Here is an 18,523-nt window from a genome sequence, read left to right on the forward strand (position 1 = left end):
CCCATTTCCACGATGCAGGGTGCGGGGATCGGCGTCAGTATCGCACGCGCGGGTTTCAGGATGCCTGATAGCCCGACGCGGGGTCAGCCGAGCGGTCGGACCGATCCCAGCATCAGCCCGACACCGGCGAGCAGGACGCAGAGGACGAAGGTCCCGAGGAGGTTCGCCCAGGCACGGTCGCGCCGCCCCGCCCGGGCGAGGCGCACGGTGTCCAGCGCCATCGTGCTGAAGGTGGTGAACCCGCCGAGCAGTCCGACGCCGATCACGGCCGGCCACGCGGCCCCGATCACGTCGCCGAGTCCCGTGAGGACACCCAGCGCGAAGGACCCGATCGCGTTGACCACGAGGATGCCGATCGGGAAGGCGTCCGCGGGCCGACGGCCCGACAGCGCCCGGTCGAGCAGGTGACGGAGCCCCGCGCCAACCCCGCCCGCGGCGGCGAGCAGCGCCACATCGACCGCGTTCACGCGGCGCCCCCGGAGGCGTCGCGTGCACGAGCGGTGAGCATGAGCCCCGCGGCCGCGGCGACGACGCCGCCGAACAGCGACACGGCGACGAGCAGCATCCCGACGACGGGGGCGTCCGTGAACACCTGGAGCGCCTGCACCGCGAACGCACTGTAGGTCGTGAAGCCGCCGAGGACGCCCGTGCCGAGCAGCAGTCGGAGCCCTGGGCGACGGTCGCCGAGTGCTCCGGCGAGCGCGCCGAGCGCGAACGAACCGGTGATGTTGATCGCCGCGGTGACGGCGGGGAGGACGAGCGGGTGGGCGTCCGCCGGGATCGGGAGCACGAGCGCCGCACGAGCCGCCACGCCGGCCGCGCCGCCCACCACGACGGTCAGCAGGGCGACCCACCAGACCGGACGCGCGGATGCCACGCGCCACACGCTAGCGGCGGCGAGGGGGGACGGATGCCGCGGGCACGCCGCATCCGTCCATTCCGATCAGCCGAGGATGAGCCGTCGGATGGCGGATTCGGGCGAGACCGTCGTATCGAGCAGGATGCCGCGCCGGTAGCGGTCGAAGACCCGGGGGTCGATGTACGAGCTCCGCGCGACGGACGGGGTGTTGCCCAGCGCCTCCGACGTCACCTTCACCGCGAGGACCTCGGCGCGCTTGAGGTCGGTCTTCTTCGTCACGGTGCCGATGCGCGCCAGAGCGTCGGCGGCGACGATCGTGCCTCGGAGTGTCCGGAAGTCCTTCGCCGTGAAGGCGCCACCGGTCATCGTGCGGACGTAGACGTTGACGTCACGCGGACTGAGGGCGACGCGTCGCCTCCCCCGCAGGAACGCGAGCAGCGGTGAGCTCGGCCGGCCGGCGACGAGTAGGCCGACTGCGGCGGCGAGGTCGATGTCCTCGACCTCCATCTCCTGCCGCTGCCCGCTCTTGCCGGGGAAGCGGAGGGCGACGACGTCGCCGTCCACCTCGGCGTCGCGACGGAGCAGCGTGGTCAGGCCACGGCTGCCGTGCTTGATGAGGTATCGCTCTGCCCCCACGCGGGGAGCTGCGAGGTCGAGCAGTCGGAAGGCGGCGGCGAGCACCCGTTCCTGGTCGATGTCCTCCCGGCGCAGCGACGAGGTCACGCGCCCGCGGGCGCGCGGCAGGGCCTCGGCGAGCAGCAGCGCCCGCGCGTACTTGCCCTTGTCCCGCCCCGCCGTCCACTGCGGGTGGTACATGTACTGCACGCGCCCGGCGTCGTCGACTCCCGTCGCCTGGATGTGTCCGTTCGCGTCCGAGCAGATCCACACGTCCTGCCATGCCGGTGGGATCACGAGTGCCCGGATGCGGTCGGCCTCGACCTTCGGCAGCGGCGCGCCGTCGGCATCCACGTATCGGAAGCCGGTGCCCGATCCGAGGCGCCGGTAGCCGATGTCCGTGCCGGGCCGGACGCGCTTCAGTCGCGGCAAATCAGTGCGAGCGGAGCATGTCGATCAGCTCCGCCTTCCGCTTGCTCGAGTACCCGCTCATGCCCAGCTCCTTGGCCCGCGCGCGGAGGTCGGCGACGGTCCAGCCCTCGTAGTCACCGGACCTCCCGCCACGACTGCCGACGGCCTTCCGGCCATCGCGGGCGGCCGCGTTCGAGATGCGCGCCGCCTTCTCCTTGGACGCGCCGTCCTTCCGGAGCTCCTCGTAGAGCTCCGGGTCCTTCAGGCTGTTCGAGCCCCGTCCTGCCGGCATGGTGCACCGCCTCATCGGTCCGGAATCAGGCGCGCTCGCGCCCACGTCCGGCCACGGTATGACATCGCGGCCCGAACCTGTCAAGGGGTGTCGCCAGCTGTGAGAACGCTGATAGCAAGGGACGGACGCACACCCGCGTCACTCCCGCCTGCGGGCGGATCAGCGGAGACGGAAGAGGGAGCCTCCCATGAATCTGGCACTCATCATCATCATCGTGATCGCCATCGTGCTGGCGATCGTCGGCGGTATCACGGAGGGGCTCCAGTTCCTGCTGTGGGTCGCCATCATCGTCGGTGTCATCGCCCTGATCGCATTCTTGCTGCGGGTACTGCGCAAGAACACCTGATCACCCGAACGCCTGACGCGCTCCCCCAGGTGCGTCAGCGGCGCTCTCCCCCAGGAGCGCGTGAGGCCCCCTCCCGTCTTCGGTCGAGGGGGCCTCTCCGTGTCGGCCGATCACGCGTCGTAATGCCGGCGAAGGGCGGCGCGCACGAACTCCGCGCCGACCGGGCCGCCGTAGTTCGCGCCGAAGCGCCCGTCCGCGACGTACATGTCTGCGAGGCCGAGGACGTAGGCGCGGACGTCGCCGCCGTCGGCTGCGGGCGTCCCCGGGATGCCGGTGAGCCACGCGACGTGCCGTGCGGCGAGATCCTGCGCCTCGGGCGATTCCGGGGGGATGCCGCGGGCCGCCGCGTCCGCCCATGCCCGGGCGAGCCCCTCGGACCGGCCCTTCCACTGCGCGCGATCCTCGCCGGACAGGCCGCGCCACCATGCGTCGCCCCGGGCGTACGCGTCGGCCCCCCAGCGATCCGTCACCTCCCTCTCGTGCTCCGTGTGATCGAAGCCGTCGAACATCGCCTGCGGCATGGGTTCCTCTCCTTTCTCCAGGGCGTCGATGGTCGACGCCACGGCGGCGATCTGCCGCGAGATCCGGTGCTGCTCGGACTGCAGCCAGGCCAGATGGGACGCGAGTGCGGTGGTCTCGTCGACGTCCCTCGCGAGGACGTCCGCGATCTGCGGCAGTCCGACGCCGAGCTCGCGCAGCAGCAGGATGCGCTGGAGACGACGGAGCGACGCCGCGTCGTAGTAGCGGTACCCGTTCGCCCCCACCCGGGCGGGGGCCAGGATGCCGACCTCGCCGTAGTGGCGCAGCGCTCTGCTCGTCGTGCCCGCCAGCCGGGCCAACTGCTGGATCGACCATTCCGCCGTCATGACGACCACGCTAGAAGTTGACGCTGCGTCAAGGTCAACACGCAACGCGAACACGTGATGACACTCGAGATATATCGTGTTATGGTTCGTCAACGCGATATATCTCGATTCGCGCTCGACCCAGGAGATGACATGACTCTCGAGAAGTGGCTGGTCCAGCCGGGTGAGACCCGGATCATCGACCTCGACGGCATCCGCCGACTGAAGGTCGGCCTCGTCGGCGGTCAGATCGACGTCGTCGCGCACGACGAACCCGGCGTGCGCATCGAAGTGCACTCGGTGACCTCGAAGGAGCTGCGCATCGAAGCACAGGACGGTTCGGTGGAGATCGACCACGCGCAGCTGCGCTGGGACAACTTCCTCGCCTCGTTCCGCAACTTCGGCAGCGGCGGGCCGCAGGCCGAGATCAGCATCGCCGTGCCGCGCGCCATCGCCCTCACCCTCGGCGTCGTCAGCGCGAGCGCGCTCGTGGCCGGGCTCGACTCCGACGCGAAGCTCAACACCGTCTCGGGCGACATCATCGTCGACGGCCTCGCCGGCGACGTGACCGCCAACTCGGTCTCGGGCGACGTGCAGATCCGATCGCTCACCGGCACCCTCAGCGCGAACTCGGTGTCGGGCGACGTCACCGCTGTGGGCACCATCCGGACGGCGACCATCGACACCGTCAGCGGCTCGGCGCTCATCGATTCCGCAGGGCCCACCCAGAACGTCTCGTTCAACACCGTCGGCGGCGCGGCGACCGTGCGTCTCGACGAGGGCGTCGCGGCCAAGTACGTGCTGCGGACCGTGAGCGGCAAACTGCGGGTCGACGGCGTCGACCGTTCGGGCGGCATCGGCTCGAGCTACACCGGCACGACCGGTGAGCTCAGCGGGTCGTTCGCGGACGTCCGCGCGAACACCGTCTCGGGCGACGTGACGGTCCTCCGCCGCGCCGAGGTGACCGCCGAGCCGGGCGACGCCCCGACCCCCGAGGAGTGGTGACCATGGCATCCGTCTTCTCCCACGGCGACCTGCGCCTGTACCTCCTGAGCCTGCTCGACGAGGCACCGCGCCACGGCTACGACCTGATGCAGGCGCTGTCGGACCGCACCGGCGGCACCTACACGCCGAGCGCCGGCACGGTGTATCCGCGCCTGGCCAAACTCGAGGAGGAGGGCCTCGTCACCAAGACCGTCGACGGTCGCAAGACCGTGTACGAGATCACGGATGCGGGCCGCGCCGAGGTATCGTCCCGGTCCGGCGACATCGAGGGCATCGAGGCGGGCCTGGCCGACAGCGTCCGATTGATCGCCCAGGAGGTCCGAGCCGGTGTGCGCGAGGCGATGAAGAGCCTGCAGGCGGACCTCGCCGCGGCATCCGTCACCACCACCGAGCACGCCCCCCGTCAGCACGGCGGCGACGCCCGCACGGAGGCGCGCGAGCAGGTGCGCCGGGCCGAGTCGCTGCTCGGGGACTTCCGCACCGATGTGCGGACCGAGCTGCGCAGTCACGTCGCGCGGGGCGGCGACCTCGCGGCATCCGTCATCGACGAGCTGGCGACGGCGCTCGACGATGCCGCCGCCGCGATCCGTCGAGCGACGCGCGGCTGAGCTCAGGCGCCGGGCCAGAGCTCTTCGGGCCAGGTGTTTTTCTTGGGTCGGAACGGATCCTCGTCGTCTCCCACGGGCTCACCCAGGGGGACGACGAGGATCGGTCGCGGCTGCCGGTGCGCCAGACGAGCGGCGACCGATCCGGTGAAGAACTCGCGGATCGAATCGCCGATGCCGCGCTTGCGGGTGCCGACCACGATGAGCCGCGCCTCGGTGCGCTCGGCGAGGTCCTTGATCGCGAGCGCGGGGTCGCCGGCGAGGAGCTCGAGCGACCACGGCACGTCGACATCGGCGAGGGATGCCTCGGCCTCGCCGCGCAGCCGCGCCGCGAGCTCCTCGCTGGGCACGGCGTCGAGGTTGATCGGCGCCGTGTGCACGTAGCCGTCGGGGTCCTCGTACGACACGAACCGCGTCACGTCGACGTGGGCGACCAGCAGCGACGCACCGTGCAGTTTCGCGTAGTTCGCCGCCTCGCGCAGCACGCGTGCCGACCGACCGGGCACGATCCCGGCGATGACGGGTCGGTGCGGTCGTCTGTTCACCGGAGGAAGCGGCGCGGCATCGGCCATGTCGGGTCACCTTTCGTCGATCTCCACCGTTCGGGGCGGCGGGAAGGCTCCGTGATATCCTGAATGCTACTCTTCCCGGCCTGTGCCGGACTATTGCTGCGTCGGGCTGTCGGATAGGCCCGCATTCGTGAAATGAGGGGGTTACGCATGGGGCGTGGCCGTCAGAAGGCGAAGAACACGAAGATCGCTCGTGAGCTCAAGTACGACACGTACAGCCTGAACATCAATGCGCTCGAGCGTGAGCTCGGCGCACCCGGCGACGAGCAGTACGAGGACAAGTGGGCCGACCAGTACGCCGACGAGGACGACGAGGACGACCCGTCTGCGCCGACGTCCGCGTCGTACGAGAAGGCCTGATCGACACGCGAATGTGACGGATGCCGGTGCTCACCAGGCGCCGTGACGCTGTTCCCACTCCTGCTCGACCGTCTTCCGTCGCGCCAGGACGAACCCGGCGGGCAGCGCGAGCACCGAGACCACCGCGAGCATGACGAGCGGGATCGTCCACGAGTCCGTCGCGTCGTGGAGCAGACCGATGCCGAGGGGCATCAGCATCGTCATGCCGTAACCGAGGCTCTGCATGAACGAGCTCAGCGCCACCGTCGCGTCGTGCGTGCGGGTCCGGAGGCCCACGAGCGTCAGCACAGCGGGGAACAGCAGCGGTGTGGTGCCGATGAGCGACGTCCAGAGCCAGGGCGCGGCCGCCGGGGCGAGCAGCATCCCGCCGTATCCGACGAGTCCTGCTCCTGATGCGATCATGAACAGCGGCAGCACCACCCCGCGCCGTGCGACGAGGGCCGGGACCACGAGCGAGGCGGGCAGGCCGATCAGCGCGAACAGCGACAGCAGCACACCGGCGACCTGCGGGGTCACGTCCGCGATGTCGACGAGGATCGTCGGCAGCCACGCGAAGGACGTGTAGGCGATCGCGCTGGAGACGAAGAACGCGATCGCGAGCGCCCAGGCGGTGGGGAGTCGCCACATCCGCCCGAAGACGCGGGTACTGACCTGCTCGAGGTCGACGTCGGCGGCCGCCGCCGCTGCCCGCTCGCGGATGGACAGCAGGATCCAGGGTACGAGACCCGCGACCGCGAAGACCGCCCAGAGCCCGAGGGAGGTGCGCCACCCCGCCGCATCCGACACCGGCACCGCGATGAGAGGTGGCAGGAACGTCGAGACCGCCATCATCGTCGAATAGAGCGTCGTCAGCAGCCCGATGCGGTCACCGAAGTACTTCTTCGTCAGCGCCGGGAGCAGGACGTTGCCGACCCCGACGCCGGCGAAGATGATCGCGGATCCCGCGAGGAGACCCCCGGCATCCTGGGCGGCGGCACGGGCGACGAGCCCGAGCGCCGCGGCGACGAGCGCGGCGATCGTGGTGCGCTCGAGCCCGAACCTCCGCTCGAGCCCCGCCGCGAGGAGGCCGAAGACCGCAAAGCACAGGGGCGGCACTGTGCCGATGAGGCCCGCGACTGCCGCGGGGACGGCGAAGTCCTCGGCGATCTCGCCGTAGAGCGGCGACAGCGAGGCGACAGCCGACCGCAGCGACAGCGCCAGCAGGACGATCCCCGCCAGGGCCAGCGCCCTCCCCCGCCAAAGCGGGCGGGATGCGGGGGTGCTCAAGACTCCTGGGTGCCCTCGACCCAGGCGAGGTACTCGTCGGTCACGGTTCCGGTGACGTACCGGCCGTCGAAGCAGCTCATGTCGAGGTCCTCGACGTCCGGCGCCCCGTCGAGGATCGCGGCCTTCAGGTCGTCGATCTCCTGGTAGACGAGGTAATCGCAGCCGAGCTCCTCGGCGATCTCGGGGATCGTCCGGTTGTACGCGACGAGCTCGTGACGCGACGGCATGTTGATGCCGTAGACGTGGGGGAAGCGGATGGGCGGGGCGGCGGAGGCGAACGTCACCGACTTCGCCCCGGCATCCCGGGCCATCTGGATGATCTCCCGCGAGGTCGTGCCGCGGACGATCGAGTCGTCGATCAGCAGCACGTTCTTGCCCTTGAACTCGGTCGACATCGCGTTGAGCTTCTGGCGCACGCTCTTCTTGCGGATCGCCTGGCCCGGCATGATGAACGTCCGGCCGATGTAGCGGTTCTTGTAGAAGCCCTCGCGGTACTCGATCCCGAGCTTGCGCGCGACCTGCATCGCGGCGGGGCGCGAGGAGTCGGGGATCGGCATGACGACGTCGATCGACCCCTCGGGGGTGTACTTGGCGATCGTGTCGGCGAGACGCTCGCCCATGCGCAGACGCGCCTCGTACACCGAGATGCCGTTCATCACGGAGTCCGGGCGAGCGAGGTACACGTACTCGAACGAGCACGGCACGAGCTGCGGGTTCGTGGCGCACTGCTTCGTGAAGAGGTTGCCGTCGAGGTCGATGAAGACCGCCTCGCCGGGTTCGACGTCGCGGACGACCTCGAAGCCGCCGTTCTCGAGGACCAACGACTCGGAGGCGACGGTCCACTCGTAGCGGCCGTTCTCGGCCTGGCGAGTGCCGAGGATGAGCGGACGGATGCCGAAGGGATCGCGGAACGCCAGCAGACCGTACCCAGCGATCAGCGCGATGGCGGCGTAGGAGCCCTCGACGCGCTGGTGCACCCGGGAGACGCCCTCGAAGATCTGCTCGTGGTCGAGTTCGAGACCCGAGATGACCGCTTGCAGCTCGTTCGCGAGGACGTTCACCAGCAGCTCGGTGTCGGAGCTCGTGTTCAGGTGACGGCGGTCGGTGCGGAACAGCTCCTCGGTGAGCTCACGCGTGTTCGTGAGGTTGCCGTTGTGCACGAGGACGATGCCGTAGGGGGCGTTGACATAGAAGGGCTGCGCCTCTTCTTCGTTCGACGCCGTGCCCTTCGTCGCGTACCGGACGTGACCGAGGCCGATCGTGCCGAGGAGCGACCGCATGTCGCGGGTGCGGAAGGCCTCGCGGACCATGCCGCGGTTCTTCGCGATGTGGAAGATGCCGCTCTGCTCGGCGGTCGCGATGCCGGTGGAGTCCTGACCGCGGTGCTGCAGCAGCAGCAGGGCGTCGTAGACCTCTTGGTTGGCGGGCCCCTGAGCGACGACGCCGACGATTCCGCACATTGGTGTAGCTCAGTCCGTTTCTGCGTAGGAGCCGACGAGACGCACCGCGCCGCCGTCGACGCCCTTCGCGCCCTGCTCGTAGTCGCCGGCCGGCAGTGCCGCATCCGACACCGTCCCGACCTGCCAGGTGTGGATGCCCTCTGCCGAGAGGGTGGATGCCGCGGCGTCGGCGGCCTCCGCCGAGACGACGGCGAGGAAGCCGATGCCGAGGTTCCAGGTGCCCTCGGTCTGCTCGAGCGACAGCCCGCCGAGGTCGGCGAGGACGCGGAACACCGGAGACGGCGACCAGGTGGAGCGGTCGACGTCGACCCAGGTGCCGACGGGAAGCACGCGCGCGAGGTTCGCCGCGATGCCTCCGCCGGTGACGTGGCTGAGCGAGTGGATCGCGCCCGGGTGCGCGTCGATCGCGCGCAGCAGCGGTGAGGTGTAGAGGCGGGTGGGCTCGAGGAGCTCCTCACCCCACGTCCGACCGAAGTCGGCGGCGTTGTCGCCGTAGCCGATGCCGGCGTTCGCGATGATATGCCGGATGAGCGAGTACCCGTTGGAGTGCGGCCCGCTCGAGGCGAGCGCCAGCACGACATCGCCGGAACGGACGCGGTCGGCGCCGAGGACGGCATTTGCCTCGACGACACCCGTCGCCGCGCCCGCGACGTCGTAGTCGTTGACGCCGAGGAGCCCGGGGTGCTCGGCCGTCTCGCCGCCGACGAGCGCCGTGCCCGTGGCCGAGCAGCCGTCGGCGATGCCGCGGACGATGTCGGCGATGCGCTCGGGGAAGACCTTGCCGGTGGCGATGTAGTCCGTCATGAAGAGCGGCTTCGCGCCGACCACCACGATGTCGTCGACGACCATGCCGACCAGGTCCTGGCCGATCGTGTCGTGCTTGTCGATGGCCTGCGCGATGGCGACCTTCGTGCCGACGCCGTCGGTCGAGGTCGCGAGCAGGGGCTTCGCGTACCCGAGCAGTGCGGATGCGTCGAAGAGGCCGGCGAAGCCGCCGACGCCGCCGAGGACCTCAGGGCCCTGGGTGCGACGGACGGCCGATTTCATCAACTCGACGGCGAGGTCCCCCGCCGCGGTGTCGACGCCGGCAGCGGAGTAGGGATCGGTGGGAGTCGAGGCCACCCGCACAGCCTACCGGCCAGCACGGCGCCCCGATTCGCCCCGGAGCGGACAGGCCCTCCCTAGAATGTGCCCATGAGCGGGGCTGAGCGGCCCGAATGGGTGGTGCGGGAGGACGCGAGCGCGACGGTGCTCGTCGCCCTCTTCCTCCGCCAAGCCCTCGGCATCCGGGCACCCGAGGAGCTCCCCCACCTGCGGGGCGCCCCCGCCGCGCCCGCGTCGGGTGACGACGACGATGCTCGCCTGCTCCAACGGCAGTGGCTCGCCTACTGGGCGATGGCCGTCGAACCGCAGGCGCATCCGTCGCCCGTGCCGCTCGAGCTGGTCGACGGCTACGAGACGCTCGCCGTCCTCCCGGTCGACGGCTTCGACGAGCTCCGCGCCGCGATGTCGCCGCTCGCCGCCGATGCGGTCGCCTTCGCGCGGCGCGCGAACGACCGGTACAACCTGCAGGCACGAGGCGGATCGGCCAGCAGCTACCGCGCGTACGCCAGCGCGATCGCCGAGCACGAGCGCCGCGTCGGTCGTCGCGCGCACTCGTTCGAACTGAACGTGCAGGTGCTCCCGCTGACGCAGCGGGGGGTGTGGTGGATCGGCTCCCTGACGATTGCCGTCACGGACGGACTCCGCGGGGATGTCGCCGCGTTCGATCCGGCGATCCAGCCGATCATCGCCGAGCTCGCCTGACGGCGCGGGCCTCAGTCGTCGGACTCGACCGTCTCGCGCTCGATGCGCACGCTCCGTGCGCGTCGGCGCAGGACGCGATCGAAGATGAGGGCGACAGCGCCGCCCAGGGCGAGCCCCACCGGGATGCAGGCGAGCAGCAGGAAGCCGAAGACCTGCGCCTCGGAATACCTGGCGCCGGTGCTCTCACTGATCTGATCGGTGCCGACGGCGTAGGTGAGGATCAGCGCGAGCACGATGCCGAACGCGCCGCCCACGGCGAAGAAGGCGCCGAAGCGGGGGCTGCGGCGAAGCTCCGCGGATTCGACGTGCGTCTCGGTGTGCTCGGCCATACGTCCATTGTCCACCCGCGGACCGCGCAGCCGGGTCAGCGCGGTCCGTCGCCCGACGGCTGCTCGTGCAGCTCGCTGCGGGCGCTGTTGCGCTTGCGGCGCTGCACCGAGCCCGCGGCCAGCAGCACGGTGAGGACGGATGCCGCTGTCGTGACCCCGACGGCGATCCACAGCCCCGCCGAGCCGCCGCCGTCCTCGGCCGGTTCCGCTCCGGCCGTCGGGGTGGCGGCGGCATCCGTCCCAGGGCAGTCGGCTTCGACCGCGAGGTCGAGTGCGCCGGGTGCTCCGCTCCACAGCACGTCGACGCCCTCGGACGTGAGATCGGTGGCCGCCTCGACGCCGTCGAGCATCGCTGTGCCGTCGCCCTCCGAGATCGCCGCCGCCCGCAGGTCGATCGTCGCGAGCGCCGCCTGCGGGATCAGCTCGGTGCCGTCGGGCTGCACGTCGAACAGCAGCATCCCCTCGCCGCCGTCGACCACCACCGTCGGGTTCGAGAGGGTCGTGGCGACGCCCGCCGCGCTCGTGTACGAGACGTCGCCCTCGAACGCGATGCTGCCGGTCGGGCCGACCGGATCGAGGACGCCCGCACCCCCATCGAGCAGCAGGACCCCGTCCTCGAGCTCGATCGCACCCGACGGGGTGAGGTCACCGCCCCCGGACGGCCACGAGACGCGGGCGGCACTGACGGTGCAGGTGCCGGCATCGGCGAGCGCCGGCGACGGCGCCAGGGCGACGGCGGCCATCGCGACGGCGGCGGCCGCGAGGGCGGTGCGGGTGCGCATGAGTGTCATCTCCGTGTGGTCAGGGGCGCAGCGGCAGCAGCCCCACGAGATCGGCGCGGGTGCCCGACGCACGGACGGACCCGGCATCGACCGCGTCCGACCAGGCCGCGCGCCCGGTCGCGAGCGCGATCCAGGTCGCGGCATCCATCTCGATCACGTTCGGCGGCGTCCCCCGGGTGTGGCGGGGGCCCTCCACCGCCTGCACGGCGCCGAACGGGGGCACGCGGACCTCGACCGAGTTGCCGGGTGCCTTCTCGGCCAGCAGCTGCAGCAGGTATCGCACCGCGGTCGCGAGCTGCGGGCGGGCGGGCTGCCCGGCGGCCACGGCGGCGAGCGCATCGCGGCCCTCGCCGGTGCTGATCTTGCGGGGCATGGATGCCACGGTAACGCCCGCGGGCCGCTCGGTAGGCTGGCGGGGTGAAGATCCTGGTCCTCGGCTCGGGCGCGCGAGAGCACGCCATCATCCTCGCTCTGGCCGCCGAAGGCGCGGGGCACGAGATCTTCGCGGCCCCGGGCAACGCCGGCATCGCCGCCGACGCGTCGATCGTCCCAGGGCTCGATCAGAACGACCCGGCCGCGGTGACCGACTACGCCAACCGGGCGCACATCGACCTCGTGGTCATCGGGCCCGAGGCACCGCTGGTGGCGGGCGTGGCCGACGCGCTGCGTGAGCGAGGCATCCCCGTCTTCGGTCCGGGCAAGGCCGCGGCGCAGCTGGAGGGCTCGAAGGCCTTCGCGAAGCGGATCATGGATGCCGCCGGGGTCCCCACCGGCCGTTCGGTGCGCGCGCAGACCCGTGACGAGGTGGCCGCCGCCCTCGACGAGTTCGGCGCCCCCTTCGTCGTGAAGGCCGATGGGCTCGCGGCGGGCAAGGGCGTCGTGGTCACCTCCGACCGGGACGCGGCGCTCGCCCACGCCGATGCGTATCTGCCGACCGGGCCGATCCTCGTCGAGGAGTTCCTCGCAGGCCCCGAGGTCTCGCTCTTCTTCGTCTCGGACGGCGACACCGTGCGGGCGCTCAGCCCGGCGCAGGACTTCAAGCGCGCCTACGACGGCGACGAGGGCCCGAACACCGGCGGGATGGGCGCGTACTCGCCGCTCCCCTGGCTCGGCGAGCGCTTCGGCGGCGAGGAGGCGTTCGTCGCGCAGGTCACCGCCGAGGTCGCAGAACCCGTCATCCGGCAGTTGGATGCCGAGGGCACCCCCTTCATCGGGCTGCTCTATGCGGGCCTCATCCTCACCGATGCCGGCGTGAAGGTCATCGAGTTCAACGCGCGGTTCGGCGACCCCGAGACGCAGGTCGTGCTGGCACGCCTGCGCAGCCCCCTGTCGCGGCTGCTGCTCTCCGCCGCGAGCGGGACGCTCGAGTCCGAGCCGGCACCCGACTTCGCCCCCGACGCGGCGGTCACCGTCGTGCTCGCCAGCGAGGGGTACCCCGAGTCCCCGAGGACCGGTCGCGTCATCGAGGGTGCGGATGCCGCGGCATCCGTCGACGGCGTGCACCTCGCCCACGCCGCGACATCCCTCGAGGACGGCGGGCTCATCGCGACCGGCGGGCGGGTGCTCAACGTCGTGGGCCTCGGCGCCGACTTCTCGACTGCTCGAGCGCGGGCATACAAGGCGCTCGGCCGGATCAGCCTCGAGGGATCGCACTTCCGCAGCGACATCGCGGCCCGCGTCGCGCAGTGACGCGCTCGCCCTACGCCGGCAGGATCTCACCCGAGCGGGCCTCGATGGCCCGCTCGAGCCGGTCGTCGTCGGCGACCGCGTAGAACTCGTCGTCGAGCGCGTCCCAGAGGCGGGCGTCCTCGTCAGAGATCTCCTCCTCGCCGGTCGGACGGAACCGCAGGTACTCCGCGCGGGCGCGGTCCACGACCGCCGCCGCCTCGGTCATGCCCAGCCAGTGGAACGCGGAGATCGCCTCGTCCACGTGCGCGAGGTCGTCCGCGAAGAACAGCGTCTCGATCGCCCCTCCGACCAGTCCGCCGTTCATGGCCCGATCATGGAACGCCAGCGCGGCACCGAGACGGCGCAACCCCTCGGTTGCGGCTGCGTCGTCGTCCTCGAAGGCCTCGACCGCCGGCCCGTGGAGCGTGTCCAGCCACGTCGTCGTCATGTCCTCTCCCCGTCGGTCACCGAGCCGGACGCATCCGAGCCCACACCTCGTCGATCGATTCGGCATCCCGGAGCGTGAGCTGCAGCGGGGATGCCGAGGCGAAGACGATGCCGGCGACCGCCGCCGGGCCGTCACAGGTCGCCAGGACTCGACCGCCGTCCCCCGGCTCGAGGACGTCGGCGGACGCATCCGACCACTCCAGCGTGAAGGTGGCCGTCGGGTCCTCTGCGCGGCAGTCGTACTCGACCTGGTACTCGACGTCCGGCTCGACGGGTGCCGTCACCTGCATGCGCGTCACGGGGCCGTCGGGTCCGTCGCTCTCGTGCTCGAGGCGGGAGATCTCCTCGGGGTCCGGCCGCGGCACGCGGTACTCGGGCAACGGGACCGCAGAGGATGCCGTGGGCGTCGGCGTCGGCGAGACGGAGGGTGGCGCCGACGGTGACGTCGAGCGCGAGGGCGCCGCCTCGTCCACCCCGACGGTCGACACGCACCCCGTCAGCAGGATCGCGAGCGCCGCCGACGAGACGGACGCCGCGCGACGACATCCGCGGGTCGACCGTGACATGTGCCGAGTGTAGGCCGAATGGCCCCCGTGCGCCCGCGTCGCGATAATGGCCCTGTGACGGATGCCGCGACCCCCCTGCCCGGATGGACCCACGTGTACTCGGGCAAGGTCCGCGACCTCTACCGTCCCGAGGACGGCGCGGATGGAACCCTCCTCGTCGTGGCGAGCGACCGCGTCAGCGCGTTCGACCACGTGCTGGAGCCGGCGATCCCCGGCAAGGGCGCCTTGCTGACCAGCCTCAGCCTGTGGTGGTTCGCGCAGCTCGCCGGCGCCGACGGGGGCCGCGCAGTGCCGAACCATCTCGTGCCGGGCGCCACGCCGCCCGCCGAGACCGCCGGTCGCGGCATGGTCGTGCGCGAGCTCGAGATGCTGCCCGTCGAGTGCGTCGTCCGCGGGTACCTCACGGGGTCGGGATGGGCCGAGTACCAGCAGAGCGGCACCGTCTGCGGCATCCCCCTCCCGGACGGCCTCGAGAACGGCGACCGCCTTCCCGAGCCGCTGTTCACACCCGCCTACAAGGCGCCCCTCGGCGAGCACGACGAGAACATCTCGTTCGAGCGGACCGTCGAGCTCGTCGGTGCCGATCGCGCCGCCGAGCTGCGGGACCTGTCGCTCGAGATCTACCGCCGCGCCGCGGCCCTCGCCGAGGCGAAGGGCCTCATCCTCGCCGACACGAAGTTCGAGTTCGGTCTCGATGACGACGGCGTCCTGACCCTCGCCGACGAGGTGCTGACGAGCGATTCGTCGCGCTACTGGGATGCCGAGCGCTGGCGCACCGGCGCGACGCCGGCGGACCGCATGGCGAGCTTCGACAAGCAGATCGTCCGCGACTGGCTCGCCGCCAACTGGGACAAGACGGGGACGCCGCCGGTCGTGCCCGTCGACATCGTCGAGAAGACCGCGGCGACCTACCGCGAGCTGCTCGGCCGCCTCACCGCCTGACCCCCGGCATCCGCCACCACTCGAGGAGCACCCGCATGCCCATCTGGACCCTCCACGGCGACGGCCGTCGTGTCGCCCCCGGCGCCGTCGTCAAGCCGCACGAACGCCTCGGCTGGGGCAGCACCGTCGCCATCGGCGCGCAGCACGTCGTCGCGATGTTCGGCGCCACGTTCCTCGTGCCGCTGCTGACCGGCTTCCCGGTCAGCACGACGCTGCTGTTCTCGGGGCTCGGAACGCTGCTGTTCCTCGTCCTCACGCGCAACAAGCTCCCCAGCTACCTCGGCTCGTCGTTCGCCTTCATCGCGCCGATCACGGCGTTCGGCCCCGGCGACGGCGCACCGCTCGACAGCCCCGAGCAGATCGGGCAGGCGCTCGTCGGCGTGTTCGTCGCCGGCGTCCTGCTCGCCGGTGTCGGATTCCTCGTGCAGGCGACCGGGACGCGCTGGCTCGAGCGGCTCATGCCGCCGGTCGTCTCGGGCGCCATCGTCGCGCTGATCGGGCTCAACCTCGCCCCGGCCGCGTGGAACAACTTCAAGACGGATGCCGTCCTCGCCACCATCACGCTGGTCGCCTGCATCCTCTTCGCCGTGCTCTTCCGCGGGTTTCTCGGCCGCATCTCGATCTTCCTCGGCGTAGTGGTCGGGTACGTCGCGGCGCTCATCATGGGTCGCGTCGACTTCAGCGGTGTCGAAGACCTCGTCGAGCAGCGAGCCTGGATCGGTCTCCCGACCTTCCACCTGCCGTCCTTCGGCGATCCGGTCGCCTGGGGACTCCTGCCGATGTTCCTGCCCGTCGTCCTCGTCCTCGTCGCCGAGAACGTCGGCCACGTGCGCGGTGTGGCGACGATGACCGGAGACCCCACGGTCAACACGCGCACCGGCCGCGCCCTCCTCGCCGACGGTCTCGCGACGACTCTCGCCGGTGCGTTCGGCGGCTCGGGCACGACCACCTACGGCGAGAACATCGGCGTCATGGCGGCGACCCGCATCTACTCGACGGCGGCGTACTGGGTGGCCGGCATCATCGCCGTGCTGCTCTCGTTCTCGCCCGTCGTCGGCGCCGTGCTGTTCACGATCCCGAGCGGCGTCATCGGCGGCGTGACGACGGCGCTCTACGGCCTCATCGGGGTTATCGGCATCAAGATCTGGGTCGACAACCAGGTCGACTTCTCGCGGCCCGTCAACCAGTACACGGTCGCCGTCGCCTTCGTCATCGCGATCGCGAACTTCACGATGGACCTCGGCCAGCTGCAGTTCGGCGGCATCGTCCTCGGCACGGTCGCCGCGCTCGTCGTCTACCACGCCGGCAACGCGATCGCGCGGGCACGCAGAACCGGTGCGGACGACGGCGGGCCCATCGTCCCGATCGGTCAGCTGGGCGGCGACCCGGACTGACGGGAAGAGAATCGGATGCCGGTGCGTTCCCTATCCACATGAATACACCGGCACCCGAGCGTCTCGAGGGCGCGACGCACATGGGCGCGGTCACGCTCCTCGTCGGCGACCTCGACGGCATGACCCGCTTCTATCGCGACGTCATCACCCTCGAGGTGATCGCGGCCGAGGGCGACACGGTCACGCTCGGCCGCGCCGGTGCACCCGTCGTGATCCTGCGGCATGAGCCGGCCCTCCGCCATGCCGCCCCCGGTTCGGCGGGACTCTTCCACACCGCGATCCTGTTCGAGTCGCAGACCGCCCTCGCAGCCGCCCTGTACTCCCTCGCCCGGCACGCGCCGCAGACCTTCACCGGCAGCGCGGACCACCTCGTGAGCCAGGCGTTCTACGCCACCGACCCCGAGGGCAACGGCATCGAGCTCTACTGGGATCGGGACCGGGCCGAGTGGTCGTGGACCCACGGACAGGTCGAGATGGACACCCTCTTCCTCGACCCGAACACCTTCGTCCGCGAGCACCTCACCGACGACGCGGCGCAGGGCGCCACCGCCGGAGACCCGGCATCCGTCGGCCACGTGCACCTCTCGGTCGGCGACGTCGAGACGGCACGCGCGTTCTACGTCGACGCCCTCGGCTTCGACATCACTGCATCCCTCGGCTCGTCGGCCCTGTTCGTGAGCGCAGGCGGGTACCACCACCACATGGCGATGAACGTCTGGAACTCCCGAGGGGCCGGTCCACGCATGCCCGCCCTCGGGCTCGGCAGGGTCGATCTCGCACTGCCGTCCGCCGACGGCCTGGGCGAGCTCGGCGAGCGCTTGCGGCGTTCCGGCATCCGCACCATCGACGACGGCCGGACCGTGAGCTTCACGGATCCGTGGGAGAACGCGCTGCACGCGAGTGTGGCCTGAACCGGCCGGGTGATGCTCAGGCGGAGTCGCGGACGACGAGCTGCGTCTCGAGCAGCGTGACGTGCGGCGGCTGACCGCCCGCCAGAAGCGACAGCAGCGTGTCGGCCATGAGCTCACCCTGCTCGAAGGACGGCTGGCGCACCGTCGTCAGCGCCGGCGTGACCGAGGTCGCCACCGGGGAGTCGTCGTAGCCCACGATGGCCACGTCGTCGGGGACACCGATTCCGGCACGCGCCAGTTCGACGAGTGCGCCGCGCGCCATCAGGTCGCTCGCCACGAAGAGCGCGTCGAACGCGACGCCCGACGCGATGATGCGGCGCATCGCGGCCGCTCCCCCGTCGGCGGTGAAGTTGCCGTCCTCGATCGCGACCGCTGTCAGGCCTGCGGCATCCAGCGCCTCCTGGAACCCGGCGAGACGGTCGATGCCACCGGGCATGGTCGGCGGTCCGGTGATCGTCGCGATGCGACGATGGCCGCGGTCGACGAGGTGCTGCGTGGCCACGCGGCCGCCCTCGACGTTGTCGACGTCGACGTAGTAGTCGCGCTCGCGCTCGCGCACGGGGCGTCCCCCGTAGACCACCGGCATCGCGGCGGCGATGCGGTCGATGAAGGCGTCGCTCGTGTGGTGCGACACGATGATGGCCCCGTCCACCGCGCCGCTGCGAAGATACGCCGTCGCCTTGTCGTCGGGGTCGTCGCTCGCGATGATCAGGTTCAGCACGTAGTCGGACTTCGACATCCGCTTGTTGATGCCCGTGACGATGGACGCGAAGAACGGGTCGCCGAAGAAGCGCGTGGTGTCCTCGGGGACGACGAGGGCGATGGCCATCGTGGCGCGACTGGCCAGCGACCGTGCCGCGCGGTTGGGCACGTAGCTCAGCTCGCTGATCGCCCGACGCACCGCCTCGAGGGCCGCGGGGCTCACCGCCGTCGACCCGTTCACGACGCGCGACACCGTGGAACGCGACACGCCTGCGGCGGCCGCGACCTCTTCGATGGTCACCGGCGTGTGGACGGTATCGGTCACGGTCACCTCGGGACTGCG

24 protein-coding genes are annotated in these 18,523 nt (G+C 71.1%); 9 read left to right on the forward strand and 15 right to left on the reverse strand.

Annotated elements, in window-relative coordinates:
• Nucleotides 1-83: 83 nt before the first annotated feature.
• From KZX17_RS03505 to KZX17_RS03520, 4 genes are all read right to left on the reverse strand, one after another.
• Nucleotides 84-467, reverse strand: coding sequence for a CrcB family protein (locus tag KZX17_RS03505; protein WP_248170731.1), 384 nt, complete (start codon nt 465-467; stop codon nt 84-86).
• Nucleotides 464-877: a CrcB family protein gene (locus tag KZX17_RS03510; RefSeq protein ID WP_248170730.1), complete on the reverse strand. Its 414-nt coding sequence runs from the start codon at nt 875-877 to the stop codon at nt 464-466. Before KZX17_RS03510 ends, KZX17_RS03505 begins: the two co-directional genes overlap by 4 nt.
• Nucleotides 878-943: 66 nt before the next feature.
• Nucleotides 944-1,906 carry a DNA topoisomerase IB gene (locus KZX17_RS03515; protein WP_248170729.1) on the reverse strand — a complete coding sequence of 321 codons (963 nt, stop codon included), beginning with the start codon at nt 1,904-1,906 and terminating at the stop codon, nt 944-946.
• Nucleotide 1,907: 1 nt separating this feature from the next.
• Nucleotides 1,908-2,177: a Rho termination factor N-terminal domain-containing protein gene (locus KZX17_RS03520; protein ID WP_248170728.1), complete on the reverse strand. Its 270-nt coding sequence runs from the start codon at nt 2,175-2,177 to the stop codon at nt 1,908-1,910.
• 187 nt (nt 2,178-2,364) lie between these two features.
• On the opposite strand from KZX17_RS03520, the gene KZX17_RS03525 reads away from it, so the two are divergent.
• A complete protein-coding gene (locus tag KZX17_RS03525) occupies nt 2,365-2,523 on the forward strand; it encodes a hypothetical protein (protein WP_164499361.1) in 159 nt (52 codons plus the stop codon).
• Between the two features lie 110 nt (nt 2,524-2,633).
• On the opposite strand, the gene KZX17_RS03530 is transcribed toward KZX17_RS03525, so the two are convergent.
• The gene (locus KZX17_RS03530) at nt 2,634-3,389 is read right to left on the reverse strand and encodes a MerR family transcriptional regulator (RefSeq protein WP_248170727.1); all 756 of its coding nucleotides are present in this window, start codon (nt 3,387-3,389) and stop codon (nt 2,634-2,636) included.
• Between the two features lie 132 nt (nt 3,390-3,521).
• Between KZX17_RS03530 and KZX17_RS03535 the strand changes: the two genes are divergently transcribed.
• Together KZX17_RS03535 and KZX17_RS03540 are read left to right on the forward strand one after the other, a co-directional pair.
• Entirely contained in the window at nt 3,522-4,373 is an 852-nt protein-coding gene (locus KZX17_RS03535; RefSeq protein ID WP_248170726.1) for a DUF4097 family beta strand repeat-containing protein, read from the forward strand.
• A 2-nt stretch (nt 4,374-4,375) separates the two neighbouring features.
• Nucleotides 4,376-4,981 (forward strand): PadR family transcriptional regulator, encoded by a 606-nt coding sequence (locus KZX17_RS03540; RefSeq protein WP_248170725.1) that lies wholly within the window; start codon nt 4,376-4,378, stop codon nt 4,979-4,981.
• Nucleotides 4,982-4,983: 2 nt separating this feature from the next.
• On the opposite strand, the gene KZX17_RS03545 is transcribed toward KZX17_RS03540, so the two are convergent.
• Complete coding sequence (locus tag KZX17_RS03545) at nt 4,984-5,550, reverse strand: universal stress protein (RefSeq protein WP_248170724.1); 567 nt, start codon at nt 5,548-5,550, stop codon at nt 4,984-4,986.
• A 147-nt stretch (nt 5,551-5,697) separates the two neighbouring features.
• On the opposite strand from KZX17_RS03545, the gene KZX17_RS03550 reads away from it, so the two are divergent.
• Entirely contained in the window at nt 5,698-5,907 is a 210-nt protein-coding gene (locus KZX17_RS03550; protein WP_248170723.1) for a DUF3073 family protein, read from the forward strand.
• Between the two features lie 30 nt (nt 5,908-5,937).
• Here KZX17_RS03550 and KZX17_RS03555 read toward each other — a convergent pair whose 3' ends face one another.
• Genes KZX17_RS03555 through purM form a run of 3 tightly spaced genes read right to left on the reverse strand, consistent with a single transcriptional unit; the run spans nt 5,938 to nt 9,761 of the window.
• The gene (locus KZX17_RS03555) at nt 5,938-7,173 is read right to left on the reverse strand and encodes a CynX/NimT family MFS transporter (RefSeq protein ID WP_248170722.1); all 1,236 of its coding nucleotides are present in this window, start codon (nt 7,171-7,173) and stop codon (nt 5,938-5,940) included.
• Nucleotides 7,170-8,633, reverse strand: coding sequence for an amidophosphoribosyltransferase (gene purF, locus KZX17_RS03560; protein ID WP_248170721.1), 1,464 nt, complete (start codon nt 8,631-8,633; stop codon nt 7,170-7,172). The genes KZX17_RS03555 and purF overlap by 4 nt, the downstream gene beginning before the upstream one ends.
• A 9-nt stretch (nt 8,634-8,642) precedes the next feature.
• The gene (gene purM / locus KZX17_RS03565) at nt 8,643-9,761 is read right to left on the reverse strand and encodes a phosphoribosylformylglycinamidine cyclo-ligase (protein WP_308194512.1); all 1,119 of its coding nucleotides are present in this window, start codon (nt 9,759-9,761) and stop codon (nt 8,643-8,645) included.
• Nucleotides 9,762-9,827: 66 nt separating this feature from the next.
• On the opposite strand from purM, the gene KZX17_RS03570 reads away from it, so the two are divergent.
• Nucleotides 9,828-10,439: a zinc-binding alcohol dehydrogenase gene (locus tag KZX17_RS03570; RefSeq protein WP_248170719.1), complete on the forward strand. Its 612-nt coding sequence runs from the start codon at nt 9,828-9,830 to the stop codon at nt 10,437-10,439.
• An 11-nt stretch (nt 10,440-10,450) separates the two neighbouring features.
• On the opposite strand, the gene KZX17_RS03575 is transcribed toward KZX17_RS03570, so the two are convergent.
• Genes KZX17_RS03575 through KZX17_RS03585 form a run of 3 tightly spaced genes read right to left on the reverse strand, consistent with a single transcriptional unit; the run spans nt 10,451 to nt 11,923 of the window.
• Entirely contained in the window at nt 10,451-10,768 is a 318-nt protein-coding gene (locus KZX17_RS03575; RefSeq protein WP_248170718.1) for a potassium transporter Trk, read from the reverse strand.
• Nucleotides 10,769-10,803: 35 nt separating this feature from the next.
• Nucleotides 10,804-11,550: an HtaA domain-containing protein gene (locus KZX17_RS03580; RefSeq protein ID WP_248170717.1), complete on the reverse strand. Its 747-nt coding sequence runs from the start codon at nt 11,548-11,550 to the stop codon at nt 10,804-10,806.
• A gap of 19 nt (nt 11,551-11,569) precedes the next feature.
• The gene (locus KZX17_RS03585; RefSeq protein ID WP_248170716.1) at nt 11,570-11,923 is read right to left on the reverse strand and encodes a sterol carrier family protein; all 354 of its coding nucleotides are present in this window, start codon (nt 11,921-11,923) and stop codon (nt 11,570-11,572) included.
• A gap of 44 nt (nt 11,924-11,967) precedes the next feature.
• Here KZX17_RS03585 and purD point away from each other — a divergent pair, with 44 nt between their 5' ends.
• Nucleotides 11,968-13,239, forward strand: a complete 1,272-nt coding sequence (gene purD / locus KZX17_RS03590) for a phosphoribosylamine--glycine ligase (RefSeq protein ID WP_248170715.1) — start codon at nt 11,968-11,970, stop codon at nt 13,237-13,239.
• Between the two features lie 10 nt (nt 13,240-13,249).
• Here the strand turns inward: purD and KZX17_RS03595 are convergent, their stop codons facing one another.
• Together KZX17_RS03595 and KZX17_RS03600 are read right to left on the reverse strand one after the other, a co-directional pair.
• A complete protein-coding gene (locus KZX17_RS03595) occupies nt 13,250-13,666 on the reverse strand; it encodes a hypothetical protein (protein WP_248170714.1) in 417 nt (138 codons plus the stop codon).
• A 16-nt stretch (nt 13,667-13,682) separates the two neighbouring features.
• Nucleotides 13,683-14,231 carry a hypothetical protein gene (locus tag KZX17_RS03600; RefSeq protein ID WP_248170713.1) on the reverse strand — a complete coding sequence of 183 codons (549 nt, stop codon included), beginning with the start codon at nt 14,229-14,231 and terminating at the stop codon, nt 13,683-13,685.
• 18 nt (nt 14,232-14,249) lie between these two features.
• Between KZX17_RS03600 and KZX17_RS03605 the strand changes: the two genes are divergently transcribed.
• The 3 genes from KZX17_RS03605 to KZX17_RS03615 are packed head-to-tail and all read left to right on the forward strand — an operon-like array spanning nt 14,250 to nt 17,478.
• Nucleotides 14,250-15,173, forward strand: coding sequence for a phosphoribosylaminoimidazolesuccinocarboxamide synthase (locus tag KZX17_RS03605; protein WP_248170712.1), 924 nt, complete (start codon nt 14,250-14,252; stop codon nt 15,171-15,173).
• A 35-nt stretch (nt 15,174-15,208) separates the two neighbouring features.
• Nucleotides 15,209-16,567 (forward strand): uracil-xanthine permease family protein, encoded by a 1,359-nt coding sequence (locus tag KZX17_RS03610; RefSeq protein ID WP_248170711.1) that lies wholly within the window; start codon nt 15,209-15,211, stop codon nt 16,565-16,567.
• 38 nt (nt 16,568-16,605) lie between these two features.
• Nucleotides 16,606-17,478 (forward strand): VOC family protein, encoded by an 873-nt coding sequence (locus KZX17_RS03615; protein ID WP_248170710.1) that lies wholly within the window; start codon nt 16,606-16,608, stop codon nt 17,476-17,478.
• Between the two features lie 16 nt (nt 17,479-17,494).
• Here KZX17_RS03615 and KZX17_RS03620 read toward each other — a convergent pair whose 3' ends face one another.
• Nucleotides 17,495-18,505, reverse strand: a complete 1,011-nt coding sequence (locus tag KZX17_RS03620; RefSeq protein ID WP_248170709.1) for a LacI family DNA-binding transcriptional regulator — start codon at nt 18,503-18,505, stop codon at nt 17,495-17,497.
• Between the last annotated feature and the right edge of the window lie 18 nt (nt 18,506-18,523).

The sequence above is a fragment of the Microbacterium sp. EYE_78 genome, from assembly GCF_023149035.1.
In the GTDB taxonomy this organism is placed as follows: Bacteria; Actinomycetota; Actinomycetes; order Actinomycetales; family Microbacteriaceae; genus Microbacterium.